The sequence below is a fragment of the Tenacibaculum litoreum genome, assembly GCF_964513915.1.
GTDB lineage: Bacteria > Bacteroidota > Bacteroidia > Flavobacteriales > Flavobacteriaceae > Polaribacter > Polaribacter litoreum.
In genome coordinates this window covers 413,817-434,301 of record NZ_CAZEQS010000004.1, presented here as the reverse complement: position 1 = coordinate 434,301, position 20,485 = coordinate 413,817, and the positions used below count along the sequence as shown (strand labels likewise).

The 20,485-nt window shown below is 33.7% G+C and carries 19 protein-coding genes; 12 read left to right on the top strand and 7 right to left on the bottom strand.

Annotation, left to right across the window (positions count from 1 at the left end; genetic code table 11):
• The first annotated feature begins 151 nt into the window (after window positions 1-151).
• Window positions 152-2,536, top strand: a complete 2,385-nt coding sequence (locus ACKTTR_RS13490) for a penicillin acylase family protein (RefSeq protein WP_408028337.1) — start codon at window positions 152-154, stop codon at window positions 2,534-2,536.
• A 38-nt stretch (window positions 2,537-2,574) separates the two neighbouring features.
• On the opposite strand, the gene ACKTTR_RS13485 is transcribed toward ACKTTR_RS13490, so the two are convergent.
• From ACKTTR_RS13485 to ACKTTR_RS13455, 7 genes are all read right to left on the bottom strand, one after another.
• Window positions 2,575-2,802, bottom strand: a complete 228-nt coding sequence (locus tag ACKTTR_RS13485; protein WP_408028336.1) for a hypothetical protein — start codon at window positions 2,800-2,802, stop codon at window positions 2,575-2,577.
• Window positions 2,803-3,071: 269 nt separating this feature from the next.
• Complete coding sequence (locus tag ACKTTR_RS13480; protein WP_408028335.1) at window positions 3,072-3,806, bottom strand: nitroreductase family protein; 735 nt, start codon at window positions 3,804-3,806, stop codon at window positions 3,072-3,074.
• A 50-nt stretch (window positions 3,807-3,856) separates the two neighbouring features.
• On the bottom strand, window positions 3,857-5,230 hold the full coding sequence (locus tag ACKTTR_RS13475) for an aldehyde dehydrogenase (RefSeq protein WP_408028334.1): 1,374 nt from the start codon (window positions 5,228-5,230) through the stop codon (window positions 3,857-3,859).
• A gap of 3 nt (window positions 5,231-5,233) precedes the next feature.
• Window positions 5,234-6,265, bottom strand: coding sequence for an alkane 1-monooxygenase (locus tag ACKTTR_RS13470; RefSeq protein ID WP_408028333.1), 1,032 nt, complete (start codon window positions 6,263-6,265; stop codon window positions 5,234-5,236).
• Window positions 6,266-6,298: 33 nt separating this feature from the next.
• Complete coding sequence (locus ACKTTR_RS13465; RefSeq protein ID WP_408028332.1) at window positions 6,299-6,985, bottom strand: RluA family pseudouridine synthase; 687 nt, start codon at window positions 6,983-6,985, stop codon at window positions 6,299-6,301.
• A gap of 31 nt (window positions 6,986-7,016) precedes the next feature.
• Complete coding sequence (yihA, locus tag ACKTTR_RS13460; protein ID WP_408028331.1) at window positions 7,017-7,628, bottom strand: ribosome biogenesis GTP-binding protein YihA/YsxC; 612 nt, start codon at window positions 7,626-7,628, stop codon at window positions 7,017-7,019.
• Between the two features lie 23 nt (window positions 7,629-7,651).
• On the bottom strand, window positions 7,652-8,416 hold the full coding sequence (locus tag ACKTTR_RS13455; protein ID WP_408028330.1) for an alpha/beta fold hydrolase: 765 nt from the start codon (window positions 8,414-8,416) through the stop codon (window positions 7,652-7,654).
• A 203-nt stretch (window positions 8,417-8,619) separates the two neighbouring features.
• Between ACKTTR_RS13455 and mraZ the strand changes: the two genes are divergently transcribed.
• The 11 genes from mraZ (at window position 8,620) to murC (ending at window position 20,485) form a co-directional block, all read left to right on the top strand.
• A complete protein-coding gene (mraZ, locus tag ACKTTR_RS13450) occupies window positions 8,620-9,087 on the top strand; it encodes a division/cell wall cluster transcriptional repressor MraZ (protein ID WP_124590512.1) in 468 nt (155 codons plus the stop codon).
• The gene (gene rsmH / locus ACKTTR_RS13445; protein WP_408028329.1) at window positions 9,074-9,970 is read left to right on the top strand and encodes a 16S rRNA (cytosine(1402)-N(4))-methyltransferase RsmH; all 897 of its coding nucleotides are present in this window, start codon (window positions 9,074-9,076) and stop codon (window positions 9,968-9,970) included. Before mraZ ends, rsmH begins: the two co-directional genes overlap by 14 nt.
• On the top strand, window positions 9,970-10,299 hold the full coding sequence (locus ACKTTR_RS13440; RefSeq protein WP_408028328.1) for an FtsL-like putative cell division protein: 330 nt from the start codon (window positions 9,970-9,972) through the stop codon (window positions 10,297-10,299). The genes rsmH and ACKTTR_RS13440 overlap by 1 nt, the downstream gene beginning before the upstream one ends.
• Window positions 10,300-10,305: 6 nt before the next feature.
• Window positions 10,306-12,318, top strand: coding sequence for a penicillin-binding protein (locus ACKTTR_RS13435; RefSeq protein WP_408028327.1), 2,013 nt, complete (start codon window positions 10,306-10,308; stop codon window positions 12,316-12,318).
• Window positions 12,319-13,785: a UDP-N-acetylmuramoyl-L-alanyl-D-glutamate--2,6-diaminopimelate ligase gene (locus ACKTTR_RS13430; RefSeq protein ID WP_408028326.1), complete on the top strand. Its 1,467-nt coding sequence runs from the start codon at window positions 12,319-12,321 to the stop codon at window positions 13,783-13,785.
• 3 nt (window positions 13,786-13,788) lie between these two features.
• Entirely contained in the window at window positions 13,789-15,015 is a 1,227-nt protein-coding gene (gene mraY / locus ACKTTR_RS13425; protein WP_408028325.1) for a phospho-N-acetylmuramoyl-pentapeptide-transferase, read from the top strand.
• 38 nt (window positions 15,016-15,053) lie between these two features.
• Window positions 15,054-15,431 (top strand): four helix bundle protein, encoded by a 378-nt coding sequence (locus tag ACKTTR_RS13420; protein WP_408028324.1) that lies wholly within the window; start codon window positions 15,054-15,056, stop codon window positions 15,429-15,431.
• A gap of 2 nt (window positions 15,432-15,433) precedes the next feature.
• Complete coding sequence (murD, locus tag ACKTTR_RS13415) at window positions 15,434-16,768, top strand: UDP-N-acetylmuramoyl-L-alanine--D-glutamate ligase (protein WP_408028323.1); 1,335 nt, start codon at window positions 15,434-15,436, stop codon at window positions 16,766-16,768.
• 16 nt (window positions 16,769-16,784) lie between these two features.
• On the top strand, window positions 16,785-17,975 hold the full coding sequence (locus ACKTTR_RS13410) for an FtsW/RodA/SpoVE family cell cycle protein (protein ID WP_115901785.1): 1,191 nt from the start codon (window positions 16,785-16,787) through the stop codon (window positions 17,973-17,975).
• Between the two features lie 72 nt (window positions 17,976-18,047).
• Window positions 18,048-19,139, top strand: a complete 1,092-nt coding sequence (gene murG, locus ACKTTR_RS13405) for an undecaprenyldiphospho-muramoylpentapeptide beta-N-acetylglucosaminyltransferase (RefSeq protein WP_408028322.1) — start codon at window positions 18,048-18,050, stop codon at window positions 19,137-19,139.
• A complete protein-coding gene (murC, locus tag ACKTTR_RS13400; RefSeq protein ID WP_408028321.1) occupies window positions 19,139-20,485 on the top strand; it encodes a UDP-N-acetylmuramate--L-alanine ligase in 1,347 nt (448 codons plus the stop codon). Before murG ends, murC begins: the two co-directional genes overlap by 1 nt.

The following is a 20,485-nucleotide window of genomic DNA, read 5'->3' as shown; positions in this document are numbered from 1 at the left end:
AGGGTTTTGTTGTTTTTGTGGGGTGATGTCAATAATAATTTTATGTGTAAAAAGTGTGTAAGTAAATAACTGAAACTGTGTAAAAATTACACGATTTACTCATAAAAGAAACAATAAATAATTCTGTTATCTTTGAAGAAAATCATCCCTAATGAAGTTATTAAAAAAGTCTTTAAAAATTGTTCTATTACTTTTAGTACTATTAAGTATTGGTGTTTGGTTGTTCACAAAAACCTTACACCCAACGTATAAAGGAGAGTTAGCGTTAGCTGATATTTCAGGTGAAGTCACGGTGTATTATGATGAAGCTGGAGTGCCGCATATCAATGCACAAAATCAACTAGATGCTTATACTGCTTTAGGATATGTGCATGCTCAAGACCGATTGTGGCAAATGGAACTCATTAGAAGAATTGCAGCTGGAAGATTAGCAGAAATTTTTGGAAAAGATTTGGTAAGGGTAGATAAATTTTTCTCTGGATTAGGAATTGAAGAAGCTTCGGAAAAAACTATTCAGGAATTAGATAAAAACTCAGAAGCGTATCAATTAACGCAAGCATATTTAAACGGAGTTAATCAGTTTATAGAAGAAGGAGCAACACCATTAGAATTTTATTTAGTAGGATTGGATAAAGAAAACTATACAGTTAAAGATGTATATAATGTTTTTGGTTACATGGCATTTAGCTTTGCGATTGCGCATAAAACAGATCCGCTACTAACAGAAGTAAAAGAGAAATTAGGAGAACCGTATGTAAATGAATTGCTAAACTCGTTCAACGAAAATTTAACATTGAATAAAACAACCAATAAAAAAACAATTAAAGCAGGGTTGTCTTTAGCGGTGAGTGAAATTATGGATCAACTACCAGTTGCGCCTTTTATAGGAAGTAATTCTTGGGTAATTGCACCACCTAAAACTAAAAACGGAAAGGTGATTTTTGCAAACGATCCACATATTAATTTTTCGCAACCTTCGGTTTGGTATCAAAATCATATAAAAACTCCAGATTTTGAAATCTATGGATTTAATTTAGCATTGATGCCATTCCCATTATTAGGACATAATAAAGACTATGCTTATGGGTTGACGATGTTAGCAAACGATGACTTGAATTTTTATGAAGAAGAAAACAATCCAGAAAATTCAATGGAGTATAAAACACCTCATGGATACCAGAAATATGAGTTGTGGGATAAGCATATAAAGGTTAAGGGAGGAAAAGACACTACTTATCAAGTAAAAGTGAGTAAACATGGTCCTATTATGAACGGATTGATAGAGCATGTAGCAGATGAAAGACCAATTGCAATGAACTGGATTTATACGCAGTTGCCTAATCAATTGTTAGAAGCGTCACACAAAATGTCGCATGCAAATTCGTTAGAAGATTTTAAAACAGGAACAGCAAAAATTCATGCACCAGGATTAAATGTAATGTATGGAGATGCTAAAGGGAATGTAGGTTGGTTTGCATCTGCTAAACTGTATCAATTAAGAGATAGTTTGTCTTCTAAAATGTACTTAAATGGAGCTTCTGGTAAGGATGAAATTATAGAGTATTTAGATTTTGAAGAAAATCCACAGGCTGAAAATCCTAGTTGGAATTATGTGTATTCAGCAAATAACCAACCCGATTCTGTAAGAGGGAAGTTATATCCGGGCTATTATCAACCAGAAGACAGAGCAAAAAGAATTGTACGGTTGTTAGAGTCTAAAAATGATTTCACCAAACAAGACGTAGCTGAAATGATTTACGATGTAACCTCACCTGTAGTTCCAGAAATTGGGAGAGAATTGTTAGCAAGTGTAGATAAGTCGTCACTATCTCCTTCGGCTAAAAAAGCATATTCGGTGTTAGAAAAGTGGGATGGAGAATATTTAAAAACCAACGTAGCTCCGACGATTTACAATCGCTTTTTATATGAATTCTTAACCGCTACTTACAAAGATGAGTTAGGAGATAGTTTTCAGTTGTTTATTGATACGCAATTACAAGATCAAGTATTAGCACAACAAGCTAAAAGACAACACTCAGTTTGGTGGGATGATATTTCAACAACAAATAAAGTTGAAACTAGAAATGAAATAATTACCACAGCTTTTCAAAAAGCTATTGCGTTTTTACAAAACCAATTGGGAGAAAATGTAGATAATTGGACGTGGAATCGCGTAATTTCAGTGGAATACGAACACGCTATTGGTAAAGCAGGTGGTTTGTTACGTAAGTTCTTTAATGTTGGCCCGTTTGAAACTATTGGAGGAAATGAGGTGATTAATAACCAGATTTTTAAATTGGATAGTACAGGTGTGTATAAAATTCACGGAGGGCCTTCAACACGAAGAGTAATTGATTTTTCTGATGTAGAAAATAGCATTGCTATTTTACCAACAGGACAATCGGGAAATGTGTTTAGCCCGTATTACAAAGACCAAGCCCAAAAATATGTCAATGGTGAGTTTGTAAAAATGAATCTTAATGAGACAGCTATCAACAAAAGTAACAATAAATTAGTGTTGTTGCCTAAAAGGTAATAAAGGGAGGTGGTAAATTCCCCTCCCTTATTAGAAGTCTATTCATAATAGCATCTACCATCTCTACATACACCTTCAACGAAGGTAGTACCACTTCCACCAAATCTCCAATCATGGTCTGGATTAACCATGTTGCTACACATTCCTTCGATACACTCATCTCCAGGTAATGGAGCTTCAGTAATTACTGTTCCTTCTCCTCCTCTCACCTTTTTTTGTTGTGCTTTACTTAAAGCTTTTCCTAAGTTTAAAATTGATTTTTTCATAAATAAAAATTTAAAAATTGTTAATTCCTGAACTGTTTAAAGACACTCAAGGTTCGAGTCTATTTTTTCCAATTATAAAGAAGTTGTGAAAAAAATAAACAAACTAATTTTTGCAGAGCAATCTCTATCCTTTATGTATGAAAATATCTTAGCTTGCTATAGTCAATTTTTTATCTTTTTCTAATAACTTTTTCTAACAATGAAAAAACAATATATAAAAATATTTTTAAAATATATCTATGATAAGATAATAGTTTGTCTGAGGTAGATTACATCTCTTTATAAACCTCTTCAAAAGGAATTCTAAAACGTTCACCATACACTCCTTCGGGTTTACGGATTCCGCAGGAAACAATCATATTAATTTCAGCACCAAAAGGTAGCTCCAGCAAACGTTTTACACGCCAAGTATCAGAACCTTCCATAGGACAGGTGTCGTAACCTTCAGCAGCCATTGAGAGCATGAATGTTTGTGCTGCCAATCCACAAGTTTTGTGAGCTACAATGCGCATATCACTATTGCGGACTTCACGATAAATAGGTCGGAAAAGACCAATAATAAGAATCATTAAGTATTTAAGCCAACCAAAAATTCCAAAAATGTCAAAATAGGTAAACGGGATTAATTTTCCGTAGTAGTTACGCGCTACTTTTTCCCTACCGCTTTGTTCCGATTTTGGGTTGTTAGCTCCAAAAGTTTTGTCCATAAAAGCTAAGTTGGCTTTAGCACGTTTGCGCCATAAATCCTTACGAACTACAAAAATCACCAGTTGTTGCGCAGTTTTAGCACCATTTTGATTAAAACACAACGGAGCTATTTTATCGATTGTTTCTTTTGAGGTGATATGGTAAAACTCCCATAGTTGCATGTTGCTACTGGTAGGAGCTAAACTAGCTTGCTCTAAACATTTTTTTACAACAGTAGTGTCTATTGGTTTTTCAGGGTCGTACACTCTTACTGAACGACGATAGTTAACTGCTTCTGATACTGTTTTTTCACTCATTTATTATGGTGTCTTGATTCTTGTGTCTGATTGTCTTTTGTCTAACAAAACTATCCCAGTTTCATTAAAGTTTTTAATTGTTGCAATTTTCCTTTGTATGGAGCATATCGAGTAGAAATGTCTAACCATGTTCCGCGAGAAACCACTCCTTTATGATGAGAAAATGTATCAAAAGTTTTCTTTCCGTGATAACCGCCTATACCGCTTTCTCCTACACCGCCAAAAGGCAATCTGTGATTGGCAAAATGAACCGTAGTGTCATTTATGGTTCCGCCTCCAAATGAAAAACGTTGAATCATTTTTTTAGCAAATGAATTTCGATTAGTAAAAACGTATAAGGCCAAAGGTTTGTCGTATTTTGAAGTGACTTTTTCAATATCCGATTCGTTTTCGTAGGAGATTAGTGGAAAAATAGGTCCGAATATTTCACCTTTCATTACTTCACTATCCAAACTAGGTTCATCAATTAAGGTAGGAGCAATGTAACGATCGTCTCTATCGGTTTGTCCGCCAATCACGCAATTTTCATTTTCTAGCATTAAAGCTAAACGATCAAAATTACGAGTGTTTACTATGCGTGGGAAATCAGGAGAGTTTTGTGGGTTTTCTCCATAAGCTCTAAAAATTTCTTCTTTAAACTGTTGTATAAATTGTTCTTTAACCGATGTATGAATCAATAAATAATCAGGAGCAATACAGGTTTGTCCACCATTAATGAATTTACCCCAAACCAAACGTTTTGCGGCCAATTTAACATTGGCGGTTTCATCAATGATACACGGACTTTTTCCTCCTAACTCTAAGGTAACAGGAGTTAAATGATTGGCAGCGGCTTTGGCTACTATTTTACCTACAGGAACACTACCTGTAAAGAAAATATAATCCCAACGTTGTGCTAGTAATTCTGTGGAAACATCTACACCTCCTTCAATTACAGTAACATGGTTTTTGTCAAAAACAGCTTCAATAATTTCTTTGGTAATTTTACTAGTGTTGGGTGTTAATTCTGAAGGTTTTAGTACCACGGTATTTCCTGCGGCAATTGCGCCAAGTAAAGGTGCAAAAGCTAGTTGGTATGGATAATTCCAAGGAGCAATGATAAGTGCAGTTCCGTAAGGTTCTTTATAAATTTTTGCAGAGGAAGGAAAATTTAGTAAAGACGGTAACACACGTTGAGGTTTGCTCCATGAATGTATGTTTTTTATGGCCATTTTTAATTCAGCTAACACAATAGAAGTTTCGGTCATTACTGCTTCATATTCCGGTTTTTTAAAGTCATCATGTAATGCTTTTATGATGTCTTTTTCTCTTGCAATAAGCTCTTTTTGCAATCTTTTTAAAGTACTTTTTCTAAAGGAAATATCTTTGGTTTGTTGGGTAGCAAAATAGTTTTTTTGCAACTGAACCAGTTCGGGAATATTCATAAGCTATAAGTCTTGTAATTTTTTATTCATTATTGAAAACCATAATGGAGGAACCAATGCTACTAGCATCATACCTGGATATCCTATTGGCATTTGTGGACTTTCAGGGAGTGATTTTAAAAGTTGATAATGCTTACTTCCGTTATAGTGATGATCAGAGTGACGAGATAAATTAAACAGCATTAACATACCAATTCTATGATCTGAATTCCATGAATGTGTTCTTTTTACTCGTTCGTAACGACCTTTTTCGTTTTGTTTACGTAATAGTCCGTAATGTTCTATATAATTTACAGTTTCAAGTAATAAAATTCCAAAAACAGCAGCGGCGATAAAAGCTAGTAATGCTTTTAACCCGAATAAAAAGAAAATACCTACTAACAATAATATGTTGCAAAGTGTATAGATAAGCATTCTGTTTTGTAGGTCAAACCAACTTCTTCCAGAATTTTTTAAACGCGTATTTTCTGCTTCCCAAGCTTGATAATAGCTTTGAAAATGAGAACGAATCCAGAAAAGGTATACTACTTCATTTTTTTTGGCGGTAGCAGCATCTTTTGGGGTGGCTACATTAAAATGATGTCCTGCATTATGGTAGGGTAAAAAGTGAGTATCTAATGAGGTTAATAGTAAAATTTCGCCTAATAATTGATCAAAACGATTATTACGATGTCCTAATTCATGCCCTACATTAATACCAATTACACCACACATTAATCCCATAGCAGAAATTCTTCCTATATACTCTAAGGTAATTAATTGTGCATCTTTCATCATCCATAAAAACCATCCTAGGAAAACTAATTGAATAGGTACTGTTGCGTATAGAATATAGGTGTAAAGCTTGTTTTCTTTTTCTTGCTCCTCTTCTTCGTTGTTTAGATTTTGTTTGTCTGGATTAAAAAGTAATTCAAGTAGCGGAACCAAACCAAAGAAAACTAGTAAAGGGAGTAAGGTTAGCCAACCTGTGCTGGTAAACGAAATGTAAACGGTGACAGGAAGTATTAAAATCGCTAAAAATTTAAGAGCTTTCATCTTGGTTGAGTGAAATTTGTCTAAATATACAAATTACAAACAAGCATCCCAAACGGGATCAGAAGGGGTTGGGGCAGTGATTTTAATAAGCTCTTTACTGACAGGGTGTGTAAATTGAATTTTTCGAGCATGTAAATGGATACTTGCATCTTTATTACTTCTTTTAGCTCCGTATTTTAAATCGCCTTTTATAATAGAGCCAATGTTAGAAAGCTGTACGCGAATTTGATGATGACGTCCAGTTTCTAAGTCGACCTCTAATAATGAATAATTATCTAAATTTTTAAGTGTTTTGTAGTGAAGTATGGCTTTTTTGCTTCCTTCAACTTCTTTAGTAAAAGCAGTTGATTTATTATTCTTAGGGTTCTTTTTTAGATAGTTTGTTAACGTGTCTGTGGCTTTTTTAGGCTGCTGTTGAACTATTGCCCAATACGTTTTTTTGATGGTTTTATCGCGCAACATTTTGTTCAGGCGTTCTAATGCTTTTGAAGTACGTGCGTAAATGACAATACCTGTAGTTGGGCGGTCTAATCGATGAACGGTTCCTAGAAACACGTTTCCAGGTTTGTTGTATTTATCTTTGATGTATTCTTTAACAACATCTGAAAGCGGTTTGTCGCCTGTTTTGTCACCTTGTACTATATCACCTGCACGCTTATTAACCACTATAAGGTGATTGTCTTCGTGTAGAACTTGTAAGTTTTCTTTTGTAGAGTGCATTATTAATACTTCCCTTAAGGGATGGTGAAAATTATTTAAAATTCTCAGCTACATCTTCGTTAACTTGATTGATAAAGTTTAAAAACTCATCACGTCCCATTCCTGTAGAAGACGAGGTGACAAAAGAAATAGGTAACTCCTCCCAGTAATTTAATAACTTCTTTTTGTAAGCGGTAATTTGTTTGTTGAGTTTAGAACTCCCTAGTTTATCAGCTTTGGTAAAAACAATACAAAACGGAATGCGGTTTTCACCCAAAAACTGCATAAAATCTAAGTCTATTTTCTGTGGATCATGGCGAGAATCGATTAAAACAAAGGTGCAAACTAGCTGTTCACGTTCTTTAAAATAGTTTTCAATAAAAAATTGAAAAATTTGACGTTTCTTTTTAGAAACTTGTGCATAACCATATCCAGGAAGATCTACTAAAAACCATTCGTCATTAATTTTAAAATGATTGATAAGTTGTGTTTTTCCTGGTTTACCAGAGGTTTTTGCCAAATCTTTACGCTCCATCAACATATTGATTAATGAAGATTTTCCGACATTTGAGCGCCCTATAAAAGCATACTCAGGTATTCTGTCTTTAGGAGCTTTGGTAACATTGCTGTTACTCATTACAAATTCAGCAGATTTTATTTTCATACTATATTAAGCTAGTTTAGCTGTTATATTTCGCGTTTAGAAAGCCAACCTTCTAAAATTTCATTAAACTCTTGTGGTGTTTCCATCATAGCTGCATGTCCGCATTTGTCAATCCAGAATAAATCGGCATCAGGTAAAAGTTTTTTGAAATCTTCAGCAACTTCTGGTGGAGTAACGCTGTCTTGTTTTCCCCAAATTAAACAAGTAGGTTGTTTCATGTTGGGTAAATCTTTAGCCATGTTATGACGAATTGCGCTTTTAGCAATAGCTAATGTTCTAATCAAGGTGTTTCTGTCGTTAATAACTTCATATACTTGATCAACGAGTTCGTCTGTAGCAATGGCTTTATCGTAAAAAACATCTTGTGCTTTTCTTCTAACAAACTCTTTGTCTCCTCTCTTAGGGTAGCTATCACCCATTGAGTTTTCGTACAGTCCTGAGCTACCTGTTAAAACTAATGCTTTAACATCTTCAGAATAATGTTTTGTATAGTATAAAGCTATATGTCCGCCTAAAGAATTTCCTAATAGAGTAACATTTTTAAGTCCTTTGTACTCTATGAAATCATGTAAAAATTTGGCTAAATTTTTTACGTTAGTTTTAAGGAGAGGTAATGTGTATAAGGGTAATTCTGGAATAAAAACTTGATATCCTTTTTGTGAAAGATGATTAAAAGTGGAGTCAAAATTACTTAAAGCACCCATTAGTCCATGAAGGATGATAATTGGGCTTCCTTCTCCTGCTTCAGCGTATGTAAATTTGTCTTCTTTCTTTAAAAATTCAGTCATATATGTTTCTGATTTGACTTAACCACAAATGTAGTTCTTTTTTATCACTTTTTCATTTTTATTATTTCATGTGTAGTAGTGATATAGAAGTCTTTTAGTATCAGTTTTTTAGCTTAAAAACCAAAACTTATTAACAATGTGGTAAAAAGTGGTAAAAAGTGGTAAATATTTTTTATTTTTGATGCAAACTATAGTTTCTTTACGTGATAAATTTAATTGGAACATATGAGTGCAAGGTAGATGCTAAAGGGAGGTTGATGATGTCATCGGCGTTCAAGAAGCAGTTGTCTTCTGTGTTGCAAGAAGGTTTTGTGATTAAACGCTCTGTGTTTCAGTCTTGTTTGGAGTTGTATCCAATGCAAGAGTGGAATTTGATGATGGCAAAAATCAATAAACTAAATCGATTTGTAAAGAAAAATAATGATTTTATCAGAAGGTTTACAGCTGGTGTGAAAATGGTAGATGTGGATGCTTCAGGAAGGATATTGATTCCGAAAGATTTATGTCAATTTGCGGGAATAGAAAAGCAAGTAGTGCTTTCTTCTGCGGTGAATATTATTGAGATTTGGGATAAGGATAAGTACGAAAAAGTAATTGATGATGCTGTTGTCGATTTTGCTGAATTAGCAGAAGAGGTGATGGGTAATACGGAAGCAGATGAGTTATCATAATCCAGTTTTGTTGAAAGAAAGTGTAGATGCACTTAATATAAAGGAAGATGGAGTGTATGTAGATGTTACCTTCGGAGGTGGAGGGCATTCTAGAGAAATATTAAGTCGATTAGGAGAAAAGGGAAGGTTGTTTGCTTTCGATCAAGATCCAGATGCGCAACAAAATAAAATTGATGACCCGCGTTTTGTTTTGATTGGTGAGAACTTTCGATTCATATCGAGGTTTTTACGTTTTTATGGAGTGAAGAAAGTGGATGGGGTGTTGGCTGATTTAGGAGTGTCTTCGCATCAGTTTGATGAAGCAGAAAGAGGGTTTTCAACTCGTTTTGATGCGGATTTAGATATGCGAATGGATCAGAAATCTGAATTATCAGGAAAAAAAATCATTAATACATATTCTGAAGAAGATTTGGCAGATGTGTTGTTTTTGTACGGAGAGTTGCGAAATGCAAGAACCTTGGCAAAAACTATTGTGGAAGCTAGGGTGGATAAAGAAATCAAAACAAGTTTTGAGTTGAAAGAGGTGTTACAAAGGTTCCTTCCGAAAGCGAAAGAGCATAAGATTCTAGCACAAATCTTTCAAGCAATACGAATAGAGGTAAATCAAGAGTTAGAGGTGCTGAAGGAGTTTTTGCAGCAGATTCCAGATTTGTTGAATGAAGATGGGCGATTGAGTGTGATTTCATATCACTCGTTAGAAGATAGGTTGGTAAAACGATTTATAAGAACAGGGTTGTTTAGTGGTGAGCCAGAAAAAGATTTTTATGGTAATACCAATGAGCCGCTTAAAAAAGTTGGAAAAATGATTGTGCCAACAAAAGAAGAAATAAAAGAAAATAATAGAGCACGTAGTGCGAAACTAAGAATAGCAACATTAAAGTAATGTCTAAAGTCAGGAAGAATATATACGATCTTTTAAGGGGAAGTTTTCTTACAGACGAAAGCTCATTTAAAAACTGGCGGATTCTAATTTTTGTGGTGGTGCTATTGTTAGTAATGATTTATAGTTCGCATAGTGCAGATGCAAAAGTGGTGCAAATAGCAGCGCTTAATAAGAAGAAAAGAGAGTTGCGGGCTGAAGATGTAGATACGAGTACTGAGCTAATGCGAATGAAGTTAGAGAGCAGTATTCGAGATAAAGTAAAAAGTAAAGGGTTGTACCCTGCGAAAAAACCGCCCCAAAAAATAAAAGTAACATATAATAAAGAGTAATATAAAATGGTAATAAAAAAAGGCATATTAAACAAACTCTATGTGATTGTTGTTTTAATGACGCTTTTCTTTGTGGTTATCATTTTTAGACTTTTTAAACTTCAATATGTAGAAGGGGATAGGTATAGAAAACTTTCTGAAGAAAAAACAGTTAAAAACGACACTATTTTTGCAAATAGAGGTAATGTATATGCAGCAGATGGAAATTTGCTAGCTACTTCAATGTCAAAGTTTACCATTCGTATGGATGTAGTAGCGGTAGATTCAGAGGTTTTTGAGAAAAATATTCGCGGACTTTCGGAAGCACTTTCTGATTTGTTGGGGAAACCAGCTAGCTATTATCAAAAGAAATTACGCAATGCAAAAAAACGTAGAAACCGTTATTTATTAATAGCACGTAATGTGGGATACAATGATTACGTGAAAATGAAAAGCTTCCCTATTTTTAACAGGGGGGTATATCGAGGAGGTTTTATAGCAGAGCAAAAAACAGTACGAGTACATCCTATAGGGAAAATAGCAGAGCGTACTATTGGTTACGATGATTATAGAGGAGGTGCAGGAATTGAAGGTGCTTTTGCAGATTATATGCAAGGTGAAAATGGTTGGCGTTTAAAGCAAAAAATAGCTAAAGGACAGTGGAAGCCTATTAATGATGTAAATGAGAAGGAGCCGGTAGATGGTAGTGATGTAATTACTACAATAGATGTAAATATTCAGGATATTACACATCATGCTTTGTTAAGAGAGATGGAGTATTTTGAAGCAGATCATGGTTGTGCTGTAGTGATGGAAGTTGAAACAGGTGAGATTAAAGCAATATCTAATTTAGGAAGAACTTCTAAAGGTAAATATTACGAAAAAAGAAACTACGCTGTTTGGGAAAGTCATGAACCTGGATCAACTTTTAAGTTGGCTAGCTTAATGGTGGCTTTGGAAGATAAGGTAGTAGATACTTCTACTGTGGTAGATTGTGAAAAAGGAAGGATTTACATTAATAACCGTAAAGTAGAAGATAGTAAAAGAGGAGGGTACGGAAAAATATCGTTAGGAAGAGTGTTTGAGGTTTCTTCAAACGTTGGAATTGTGAAAACAATACAAAAACATTACGATAAAAACCCTAAAAAATTTACTGATAAAATTAAGTCTTTTGGTCTAGATCAATTAACGGGAGTTAAAATTAAAGGAGAGGGAAAACCATATATACCAGAACCTACAGAGAAAAGTTGGAGCCCAATTTCATTAGAATGGATGGCTTGGGGTTATGGAGTTTCTCTTACGCCATTGCAAACATTAGCGTTTTATAATGCAGTAGCAAATAATGGAAAATTGGTAAAACCATACTTTGTTAAGGAGTTAAGAGTTGGAGGGAAAGTAGAAGAAAGCTTTGGTACAGAAGTGATAAAAGAAAAGATAGCATCACAAGAAACCATAGATAAGGTTCGAAAAGTGATGGAAAATACCATAAAGTATGGAACAGGGAAAAAAATATATTCCCCAAACTTCTCTATGGCAGGAAAAACTGGGACAGCAAAAAAATATATTCCAAGAACTAAAAATGCCAAGGGAGAGTATGAAGGAGGGTATTATTCAAACCAAAAATATGTAGCTTCTTTTGCAGGCTTCTTTCCGGCAGATGAACCAAAATACTCTTGCATTGTAGTAGTTCATAGTCCTAAAAAAGAAAAAGGATATTACGGAGCTACGGTAGCTGCTCCTATATTTAAAGAAATAGCTCAAAAAATTTATACTTCAACAGCAATCAATAATCAGCTTGTTTCTGATGGAATTTCGGAAGAAACTCTTGATAAAGAGTATCAAGAATATTATCAGAAATTAAGGAAGTATAAAACAATTATGCCTAAAGTAATTGGGATGAGCGGAATGGATGCGATTGCATTATTAGAGAATATGGGATTGAAAGTTAAATTTTCAGGAGTAGGAAAGGTAACAGAGCAATCTGTAGAAAGAGGAGAAAAAGTCTCACAAGGTGCAACGATATATTTAAAATTATCATAGTTGAAGAAATTAAAAGACATATTATATAAGGTAGTTGTAAAAGAAGTTTACGGAAATACTGATATTGGTATAAACAATATTCAGTTTGATAGTAGACATGTGCAGGAAGATGATGTTTTTGTTGCTCAAAAAGGAGTGACAGTAGATGGGCATCAGTTTATAGCGAAAGCAGTATCGTTAGGTGCCAAGACCGTTGTTTGTGAGTTCATTCCAGACGATAAAAATGAAGAGGTTACCTATATTGAAGTAGAAGATTCTAATGCTGCATTAGCAATAATAGCAGCAAATTATTATAACAACCCGTCAAAAAGCTTGCAGTTAGTAGGAGTAACAGGAACAAATGGTAAGACTACAATTGCAAGCTTGTTGTATCAACTGTTTAAAAAAGCAGGATATAAAGTTGGGTTGTTATCAACAGTCCGAGTAATGGTTGATGAAGAAGAATATAAAGCAACACATACAACACCAAACTCAGTAGCGATAAATAAATATTTATCAAAAATGGTAGAAGTTGGGGTTGATTATTGTTTTATGGAGGTAAGCTCTCACGGAATTCATCAAAAACGTACTGAAGGATTAGAGTTTGCAGGAGGAGTGTTTACAAACCTATCGCATGATCATTTAGATTACCATGAAACATTTGCAGAGTATCGTGATGTTAAAAAATCGTTTTTTGATTCATTGCCAAAATCAGCATTTGCTTTAGTGAATATTGATGATAAGAATGGGCAAATAATGTTGCAAAATACAAAGGCAAATAAACAAACCTATGCGCTTAAAACAATCGGAGACTTTAAGGCAAAAGTGTTAGAAAAACGCCTTTCAGGAACCTTATTAACAATCAATGGAGTAGAAGTTTGGACGAAGTTAATAGGGGAGTTTAATGCGTATAATTTGTTGGCTATTTATGGAGTGGCAGAGTTGTTAGGGCTTGAAAAAATAGAAATTTTACGTATCGTAAGTGAGTTAGAAAGTGTGAGTGGAAGATTTCAATACACAGTTTCTGAAGAGGGAGTTACTGCAATAGTAGATTATGCACATACACCAGATGCACTAAAAAATGTATTACAAACTATTAACGATATCCGAACAGGAAATGAAATAGTGATTACAGTTGTAGGTTGCGGTGGAGATAGAGATACAACAAAGCGTCCAAAAATGGCATTAATTGCTTCTCAGTTAAGCGATCAAGTTGTTTTTACTTCAGATAACCCTAGAACAGAAGATCCTCAGTCGATAATTGATCAAATGGAAACTGGAGTTGCGGCAGAAAATTATAAAAAAACATTATCAATTGTAAATCGAAGACAAGCTATTAAAACAGCTTGTAAGCTAGCAACTTCAGGAGATATTGTACTCATTGCAGGAAAAGGTCATGAAACCTACCAAGAAATAAATGGTGTTAGGCATCATTTTGATGATTTAGAAGAAGTAACCAACTATTTTAATCAACTAAAAAAACACTAACGAATGCTGTATTATTTATTTCAATATTTAGAAAGTGAATTTAGCTTAACAGGAGCAAGTGTGTTTCAATTCATCACATTTCGATCTGCGATGGCATTCATATTATCTCTGTTGATTTCAACCATTTTTGGTAAAAAAATTATCAATTACTTAAGAAGACAACAAGTAGGAGAAACAGTAAGAGATTTAGGTTTAGATGGTCAAGTGCAAAAAGCAGGAACACCAACTATGGGAGGTGTAATTATAATCCTTGCAACATTAATTCCTGTACTGTTTTTAGCAAAACTAGAAAATATATACATCATTATTCTATTAATAACCACTGTTTGGATGGGGCTTATTGGTTTTGCTGATGATTATATAAAGGTATTTAAAAAAGATAAGGCTGGGTTAAAAGGGAAGTTCAAGGTTTTAGGACAAATAGGATTAGGGGTAATCGTAGGTTCAATGCTGTATTTTCATCAAGATGTAACCATAAAAGAACAACTGCCAGTTTCAGAACAAGTTGTGCAAGTAGATGGTAAAAAGAAGGTATTTGGAGAAGCACATAAATCGACAAAAACAACAGTTCCTTTCTTAAAGAATAACGAGTTAGACTATGCAAAAGCGTTAAGCTTCTTGGGAGATGGATATGAAAAATATGGATGGATAGTCTTCATTTTTGTTGCTGTTTTTATTGTTACAGGAGTTTCAAATGGTGCGAATTTAACAGATGGTATTGATGGTTTAGCAGCAGGCTCATCAGCAATTATGGTGATAACGCTGGCAATTTTTGCATGGGTATCTGGTAATATCATTTTTGCAGATTATTTAGATGTAATGTACATCCCAAAGTCTGGAGAAATGACAGTATTTATTTTGGCTTTTGCAGGAGCTTTAATCGGTTTTCTATGGTATAACACCTATCCAGCACAAGTGTTTATGGGGGATACAGGGAGTTTAACTATTGGAGGTATCATAGCGGTAATAGCAATTGCCATCAGAAAAGAATTGTTGTTGCCAGTTTTAGCAGGAATATTTGTAGTAGAGAATTTATCAGTAATACTACAAGTTTCATGGTTTAAGTACACAAAGAAGAAGTTTGGAGAAGGAAGACGAATTTTTAAAATGTCACCCCTACATCATCATTATCAAAAATTAAACTATCACGAAAGTAAAATTGTAGTACGCTTTTGGATCGTAGGAATTTTGTTAGCGGTATTTACCATAGTAACATTGAAGTTAAGATAAAGGAGATTTTGGAGTTTTGATTTAAGATATAAGGTTAAATGAAAGAACAGATTAAAAATAGAACAAAACAATTTGCTATCGATTGTTGGAGGTTATGCAAAGAATATCCTAAAACAAGAGAGTTTGATGCGTATTGTAGACAATTGATAAGATGTTCTAGTTCGGTTGGAGCTAATTATAGAGCTGCTTGTAGGGCAAAATCTTCAGCTGACTTTATTCATAAATTAAAAATTGTTGAAGAAGAAGTAGATGAAAGTATGTTTTTTTTAGAGGTTTTTATGTCGATTCATGAAAATAATCAAGAAGAATTGAAAAGACTGCATAATGAGGCAAACGAATTGACTTCAATTATCGTAACTTCTATAAAAACAGTGAAAAGTAAATCATCAATCAATAAATCTAAAATCATTAATTAAAAATGAAAAGATTAGTTGTGCTTGGTGGAGGAGAAAGTGGTGTAGGAACAGCGCTTTTAGGGAAGCAAAAAGGATATGAAGTTTTTGTTTCAGATAAAGGAAGTATAGCAGAACGATATAAGAAAGTTCTTTTACATAATTCAATTGATTTTGAAGAAAACCAGCATACAGAAGATAAAATTTTAAATGCTGATGTGGTGATGAAAAGTCCTGGAATTCCAGAAAAAGTTACACTTGTGCAAAAGTTAGTTTCAAAAGGAATTAAAGTGATTTCAGAAATAGAATTTGCTGCTCAGTTTACAGAAGCAACTATTGTGGGAATTACAGGTTCAAACGGAAAAACAACCACAACCATGTTAATACATTATGTATTAAAAAGAGCAGGTTTAAATGTGGGAGTTGGAGGAAATATAGGTGATAGTTTTGCTGAACAAGTGGTTGAAGATAAATATGATCAATATGTGTTAGAGCTAAGTAGCTTTCAATTAGATGGAATTGAAAAATTTAGGCCACATATTGCGATAATCACCAATATAACACCAGATCATTTAGATCGATATGAATATGAATTTGAAAACTATATAAACTCAAAATTCAGAATTACAAAAAATCAAACAAAAGATGATTTTTTAATATATGATGCCGATGATGAAGCAATTCAAACTTGGTTAAAAAATAACAAAACAGAAGCAACGTTAGTGCCATTTTCAATGGAAAAAGAATTAGAGTACGGAGCTTTTTTAAGACAAGACACGATAATAATGAAATTTAATACAGAAGAAAAATTAATGAAGGTTTCTGAGCTAACATTACAAGGAAAGCATAACACTAAAAATGCAATGGCTACATCAATGGCTGCAAGGTTATTGAAAGTAAGAAAAGAAACAATTGCAGAAAGTTTGTCTGATTTTGAAGGTGTAGAACACCGTTTAGAAAAAGTGCAAAAAGTAAATGGAATTGAATTCATTAATGATAGTAAAGCTACCAATGTCAATGCGGTTTTTTATGCATTAGAATGTATGGATAATCCAACAGTTTGGATTGTAGGAGGTGTTGATAAAGGAAATGATTATACCGATTTACTACCTTTAGTAAGAGAAAAAGTAAAAGCAATAGTTTGTTTAGGGTTAGATAATCAAAAAATCATAGACACTTTTGCAAATGTAGTAGATGTTATGGTAGAAACAGCCGGAGCTGAAGAAGCAGTAAAAGTAGCATATAAAATAGCGCAAAAAGGAGATACAGTTTTATTATCGCCAGCATGTGCAAGCTTTGATTTGTTTGAAAGCTATGAAGATAGAGGAAGGAAATTTAAAGAAGCTGTAAGAAATATATAACGCACACTAAAGATTGATGAAAAACATCTTTCGACATATTAAAGGAGATCGAGCCATTTGGGCTATAGTTGCAGTGTTGGCAATATTTTCATTTATGCCAATATACAGTGCAAGCACCAATTTGGTATACGTAGTTGGTAATGGGTCTACCTTAGGACATTTGGTAAAACATATTGTATTATTAATTACAGGGTTTGCAGTCATTTATGGAGTACATAAAATTCCATACAGATATTTCAGTGGAGGCTCTGTTTTAATGTTACCTGTTGTTGTTTTACTGCTGGTTTTTACCTTAGCACAAGGAACTACCATTGGAGGAGCTAATGCAAGTAGATGGATTCGTATTCCCTTTGTAGGTATTGGGTTTCAAACTTCTACATTGGCAGGTTTAGTATTAATGGTATATGTTGCACGTTATTTGGCAAAAAATAAAGAAAAAGTAATTTCTTTTAAAGAAAGTTTACTACAGTTATGGCTTCCGGTTGGTTTAGTATTAGTATTGATATTACCTGCAAACTTTTCAACCACAGCTATGGTGTTCTTTATGATTTTAATGGTGTCATTTATTGGAGGATATCCACTAAAATATATAGGGTATATATTAGGGATAGGACTTTTTGCTTTTCTGTTTTTCATCTTAGTAGCTAAAGCATTTCCAGATGCAATGCCTAACCGTGTAAATACATGGAAAAGTAGAATTGAAAGTTTTTCTCAGTCAGATGGAGAAGAAGATTACCAAGTAGAAAAGGCCAAAATAGCAATTGCAACAGGAGGAGTAATAGGGAAAGGACCAGGGAAAAGTGTACAGAAAAACTTTTTGCCGCAGTCTTCATCCGATTTTATCTATGCAATTATTGTTGAAGAATACGGTTTTGCTGGAGCAATAGTGGTCATATTTATTTATTTCTTGTTGCTTTTCAGAATCTTAATAACTGCCAAAAAAGCTACTACCATATTTGCAACTTTATTAGTTGTGGGTGTGGGAATTCCCATTGTTTTTCAAGCAATGATTAACATGGCAGTAGCAGTGAATATTTTACCAGTAACAGGACAAACACTCCCGCTAATTAGTAGTGGAGGTACCTCAATTTGGATGACATGTTTCGCATTAGGAATGATTTTAAGTGTAAGCGCTTCTAAAAACGAAACTGAAGAAACAATTTTAGATGATAACCCTTTAGATATTTTGCATGAAACACTTGACTAAAAATACAGGTTTATGGGTTGGAACTATTATGTGTTTTACATACAACCATAATGTTAAAATAAAAAAGATTGTATGAAACAGTCGATTAATGTCATAATAAGTGGTGGAGGTACAGGAGGTCATATTTATCCTGCAATAGCAATTGCTAACGAAATAAAAGTTCGTTATCCTGAGGCAAATATTTTGTTCGTTGGAGCAAAAGATAAAATGGAAATGGAAAAAGTTCCACAAGCAGGGTATGAAATCAAAGGACTCTGGATTTCAGGAATCCAAAGAAAACTGACCTTAAAGAATTTAATATTTCCCTTTAAACTAGTAAGTAGTTTATGGAAAGCATATAGAATTATACGAAAATTTAAACCAGATGTTGCTGTTGGAACAGGAGGGTTTGCAAGTGGACCAACATTAATGGTTGCCAATAGAAAAGGAATACCAACTTTAATTCAAGAACAAAATTCGTATCCAGGAATAACTAATAGATTGTTAGGAAAAAAAGCACAAAAAATATGTGTTGCGTATGATAATTTAGAACGCTTTTTCTCTGAAGATAAAATAATAAAAACAGGAAATCCAGTTCGTCAAGATTTACTATTTATTCATACGAAGATAGAAGAAGGAAAAGAGTTTTTTGAATTAGATACATCAAAAAAGACAATTTTAATATTAGGAGGAAGCCTTGGTGCTCGTAAGATAAATCAGTTAGTTGAATCAAATTTAGATTTCTTCAAAAAACAAGGAGTTCAATTGATATGGCAATGTGGTAAGCTGTATTATGAAGAATATAAAAAGTATGATGAACTAGAAAATGTTCAAGTACATCAGTTTTTGAACAGAATGGATTTAGCGTATGCTGCTGCAGATTTTATCGTGTCGAGAGCAGGAGCAAGTTCAGTATCGGAATTATGTATAGTAGGTAAACCCACTATTTTTATTCCATCACCAAATGTGGCAGAAGATCATCAAACAAAAAATGCAAAATCTATTGCCGACAAACATGGAGCTCTAGTCGTTAAAGAGAGTGAATTAGACACCTTTCCTGTTGTATTAGAAACATTATTAAAAGACAAAGGGAAGCAAGAAAGTTTAAGTGAAAATATTAACGAGTTAGCGTTGCCAAATGCAACAAGTAATATCGTTAACGAAATAGAAAAATTAATTAGTTAGTGAATTTAAAAACGATACATAACGTTTATTTTATAGGTATTGGCGGAATAGGAATGAGTGCTATAGCTCGCTACTTTTCTGTCAATGGAAAAGTAGTTGCAGGATACGATAAAACACCAACACCTATCACTAAGAGTTTAGAAGAAATAGAAATTGAAGTACATTTTGAAGATGCTGTAAAGAATATTCCGATTTCATTCTTAAATAAAGAAAAAACATTGGTGGTGTATACACCAGCAGTTCCTAAAAATCACGTACAATTAAATTATTTTAAAGATAACGGATATACAGTCTTGAAAAGAGCAGAAGTGTTGGGAGAAATCACAAAGAATACTTTTTGTTTGGCTGTAGCAGGAACACATGGGAAAACAACAACTTCTTCAATTTTAGGGCATATTATGCAGCCTGAAAAAGCAACTTCGTTTTTAGGAGGTATTGCAGAAAACTACAATTCTAATTTAATTTTAGGAGAAGATAAGGTTTCTGTTGTTGAAGCCGATGAATTTGACCGTTCGTTTTTAAAGTTGTCACCTAACATTGCGTGTGTAACTTCTATGGATGCTGATCATTTAGATATCTATGGAGAAAACGAATTTTTACAACAATCATTTAGAGATTTTGCAAGTAAAGTTTCAGATACCTTAATTGTAGCAAAAGGATTACCCTTAAAAGGTTTAACATATGCTGTTAATGAAGAAGCAGACTACAAAGCCTATAATGTAAAAATAGAAGAAGGAAAATATGTTTTTGATGTAAAAACACCAACATCAGAAATTAAAAATGTAGTATTTCATTTACCCGGAAATCATAATATGATGAATGCTTTGGCTGCATTGGCTATTGCAGATGTTTATGGAGTGTCACTAGAAAAAATTAAAGAACAATTAGGAAGTTTTAAAGGGGTACAACGTAGGTTTTCTTATAAGATAAAAACAGAAGAAGTTGTACTAATTGACGATTATGCGCATCATCCTACTGAAATAAAAGCAGTAGCGCAATCTGTCAGAGAAATGTATCCTAAAGAAAAAGTGTTGGCTGTATTTCAACCACACTTATTTAGTAGAACAAGAGATTTTGCAGATGACTTTGCAGAAGCTTTATCATTGTTTGATGAAGTGTTATTACTAGATATATACCCAGCAAGAGAATTACCAATAAAAGGAGTTACCTCAAGCTGGTTGTTAGAGAAAATTACCATCGATACTAAAAAGTTAGTATCTAAGGAAAAACTAAGTGACGAAATCATAAAATCAGAGTCAAAAATTGTAGCAATGCTAGGAGCTGGAGATATTGGCTTATTAGTTGATAAAGTAAAAAATAAAATTAAAGAAAAACATAAAATCTAG

Excerpts from the sequence above, each read along its gene's own strand:
- ACKTTR_RS13465 (WP_408028332.1), bottom strand. The coding sequence starts at position 6,985 with ATGCACTCTACAAAAGAAAACTTACAAGTTCTACACGAAGACAATCAC.
- ACKTTR_RS13455 (WP_408028330.1), bottom strand. The coding sequence starts at position 8,416 with ATGACTGAATTTTTAAAGAAAGAAGACAAATTTACATACGCTGAAGCA.
- murD (WP_408028323.1), top strand. The coding sequence starts at position 15,434 with ATGAAAAGATTAGTTGTGCTTGGTGGAGGAGAAAGTGGTGTAGGAACA.
- ACKTTR_RS13475 (WP_408028334.1), bottom strand. The coding sequence starts at position 5,230 with ATGAATATTCCCGAACTGGTTCAGTTGCAAAAAAACTATTTTGCTACC.
- murG (WP_408028322.1), top strand. The coding sequence starts at position 18,048 with ATGAAACAGTCGATTAATGTCATAATAAGTGGTGGAGGTACAGGAGGT.
- ACKTTR_RS13420 (WP_408028324.1), top strand. The coding sequence starts at position 15,054 with ATGAAAGAACAGATTAAAAATAGAACAAAACAATTTGCTATCGATTGT.
- ACKTTR_RS13435 (WP_408028327.1), top strand. The coding sequence starts at position 10,306 with ATGGTAATAAAAAAAGGCATATTAAACAAACTCTATGTGATTGTTGTT.
- ACKTTR_RS13490 (WP_408028337.1), top strand. The coding sequence starts at position 152 with ATGAAGTTATTAAAAAAGTCTTTAAAAATTGTTCTATTACTTTTAGTA.
- ACKTTR_RS13485 (WP_408028336.1), bottom strand. The coding sequence starts at position 2,802 with ATGAAAAAATCAATTTTAAACTTAGGAAAAGCTTTAAGTAAAGCACAA.
- yihA (WP_408028331.1), bottom strand. The coding sequence starts at position 7,628 with ATGAAAATAAAATCTGCTGAATTTGTAATGAGTAACAGCAATGTTACC.
- ACKTTR_RS13470 (WP_408028333.1), bottom strand. The coding sequence starts at position 6,265 with ATGAAAGCTCTTAAATTTTTAGCGATTTTAATACTTCCTGTCACCGTT.
- ACKTTR_RS13440 (WP_408028328.1), top strand. The coding sequence starts at position 9,970 with ATGTCTAAAGTCAGGAAGAATATATACGATCTTTTAAGGGGAAGTTTT.
- rsmH (WP_408028329.1), top strand. The coding sequence starts at position 9,074 with ATGAGTTATCATAATCCAGTTTTGTTGAAAGAAAGTGTAGATGCACTT.
- ACKTTR_RS13410 (WP_115901785.1), top strand. The coding sequence starts at position 16,785 with ATGAAAAACATCTTTCGACATATTAAAGGAGATCGAGCCATTTGGGCT.
- mraY (WP_408028325.1), top strand. The coding sequence starts at position 13,789 with ATGCTGTATTATTTATTTCAATATTTAGAAAGTGAATTTAGCTTAACA.
- ACKTTR_RS13480 (WP_408028335.1), bottom strand. The coding sequence starts at position 3,806 with ATGAGTGAAAAAACAGTATCAGAAGCAGTTAACTATCGTCGTTCAGTA.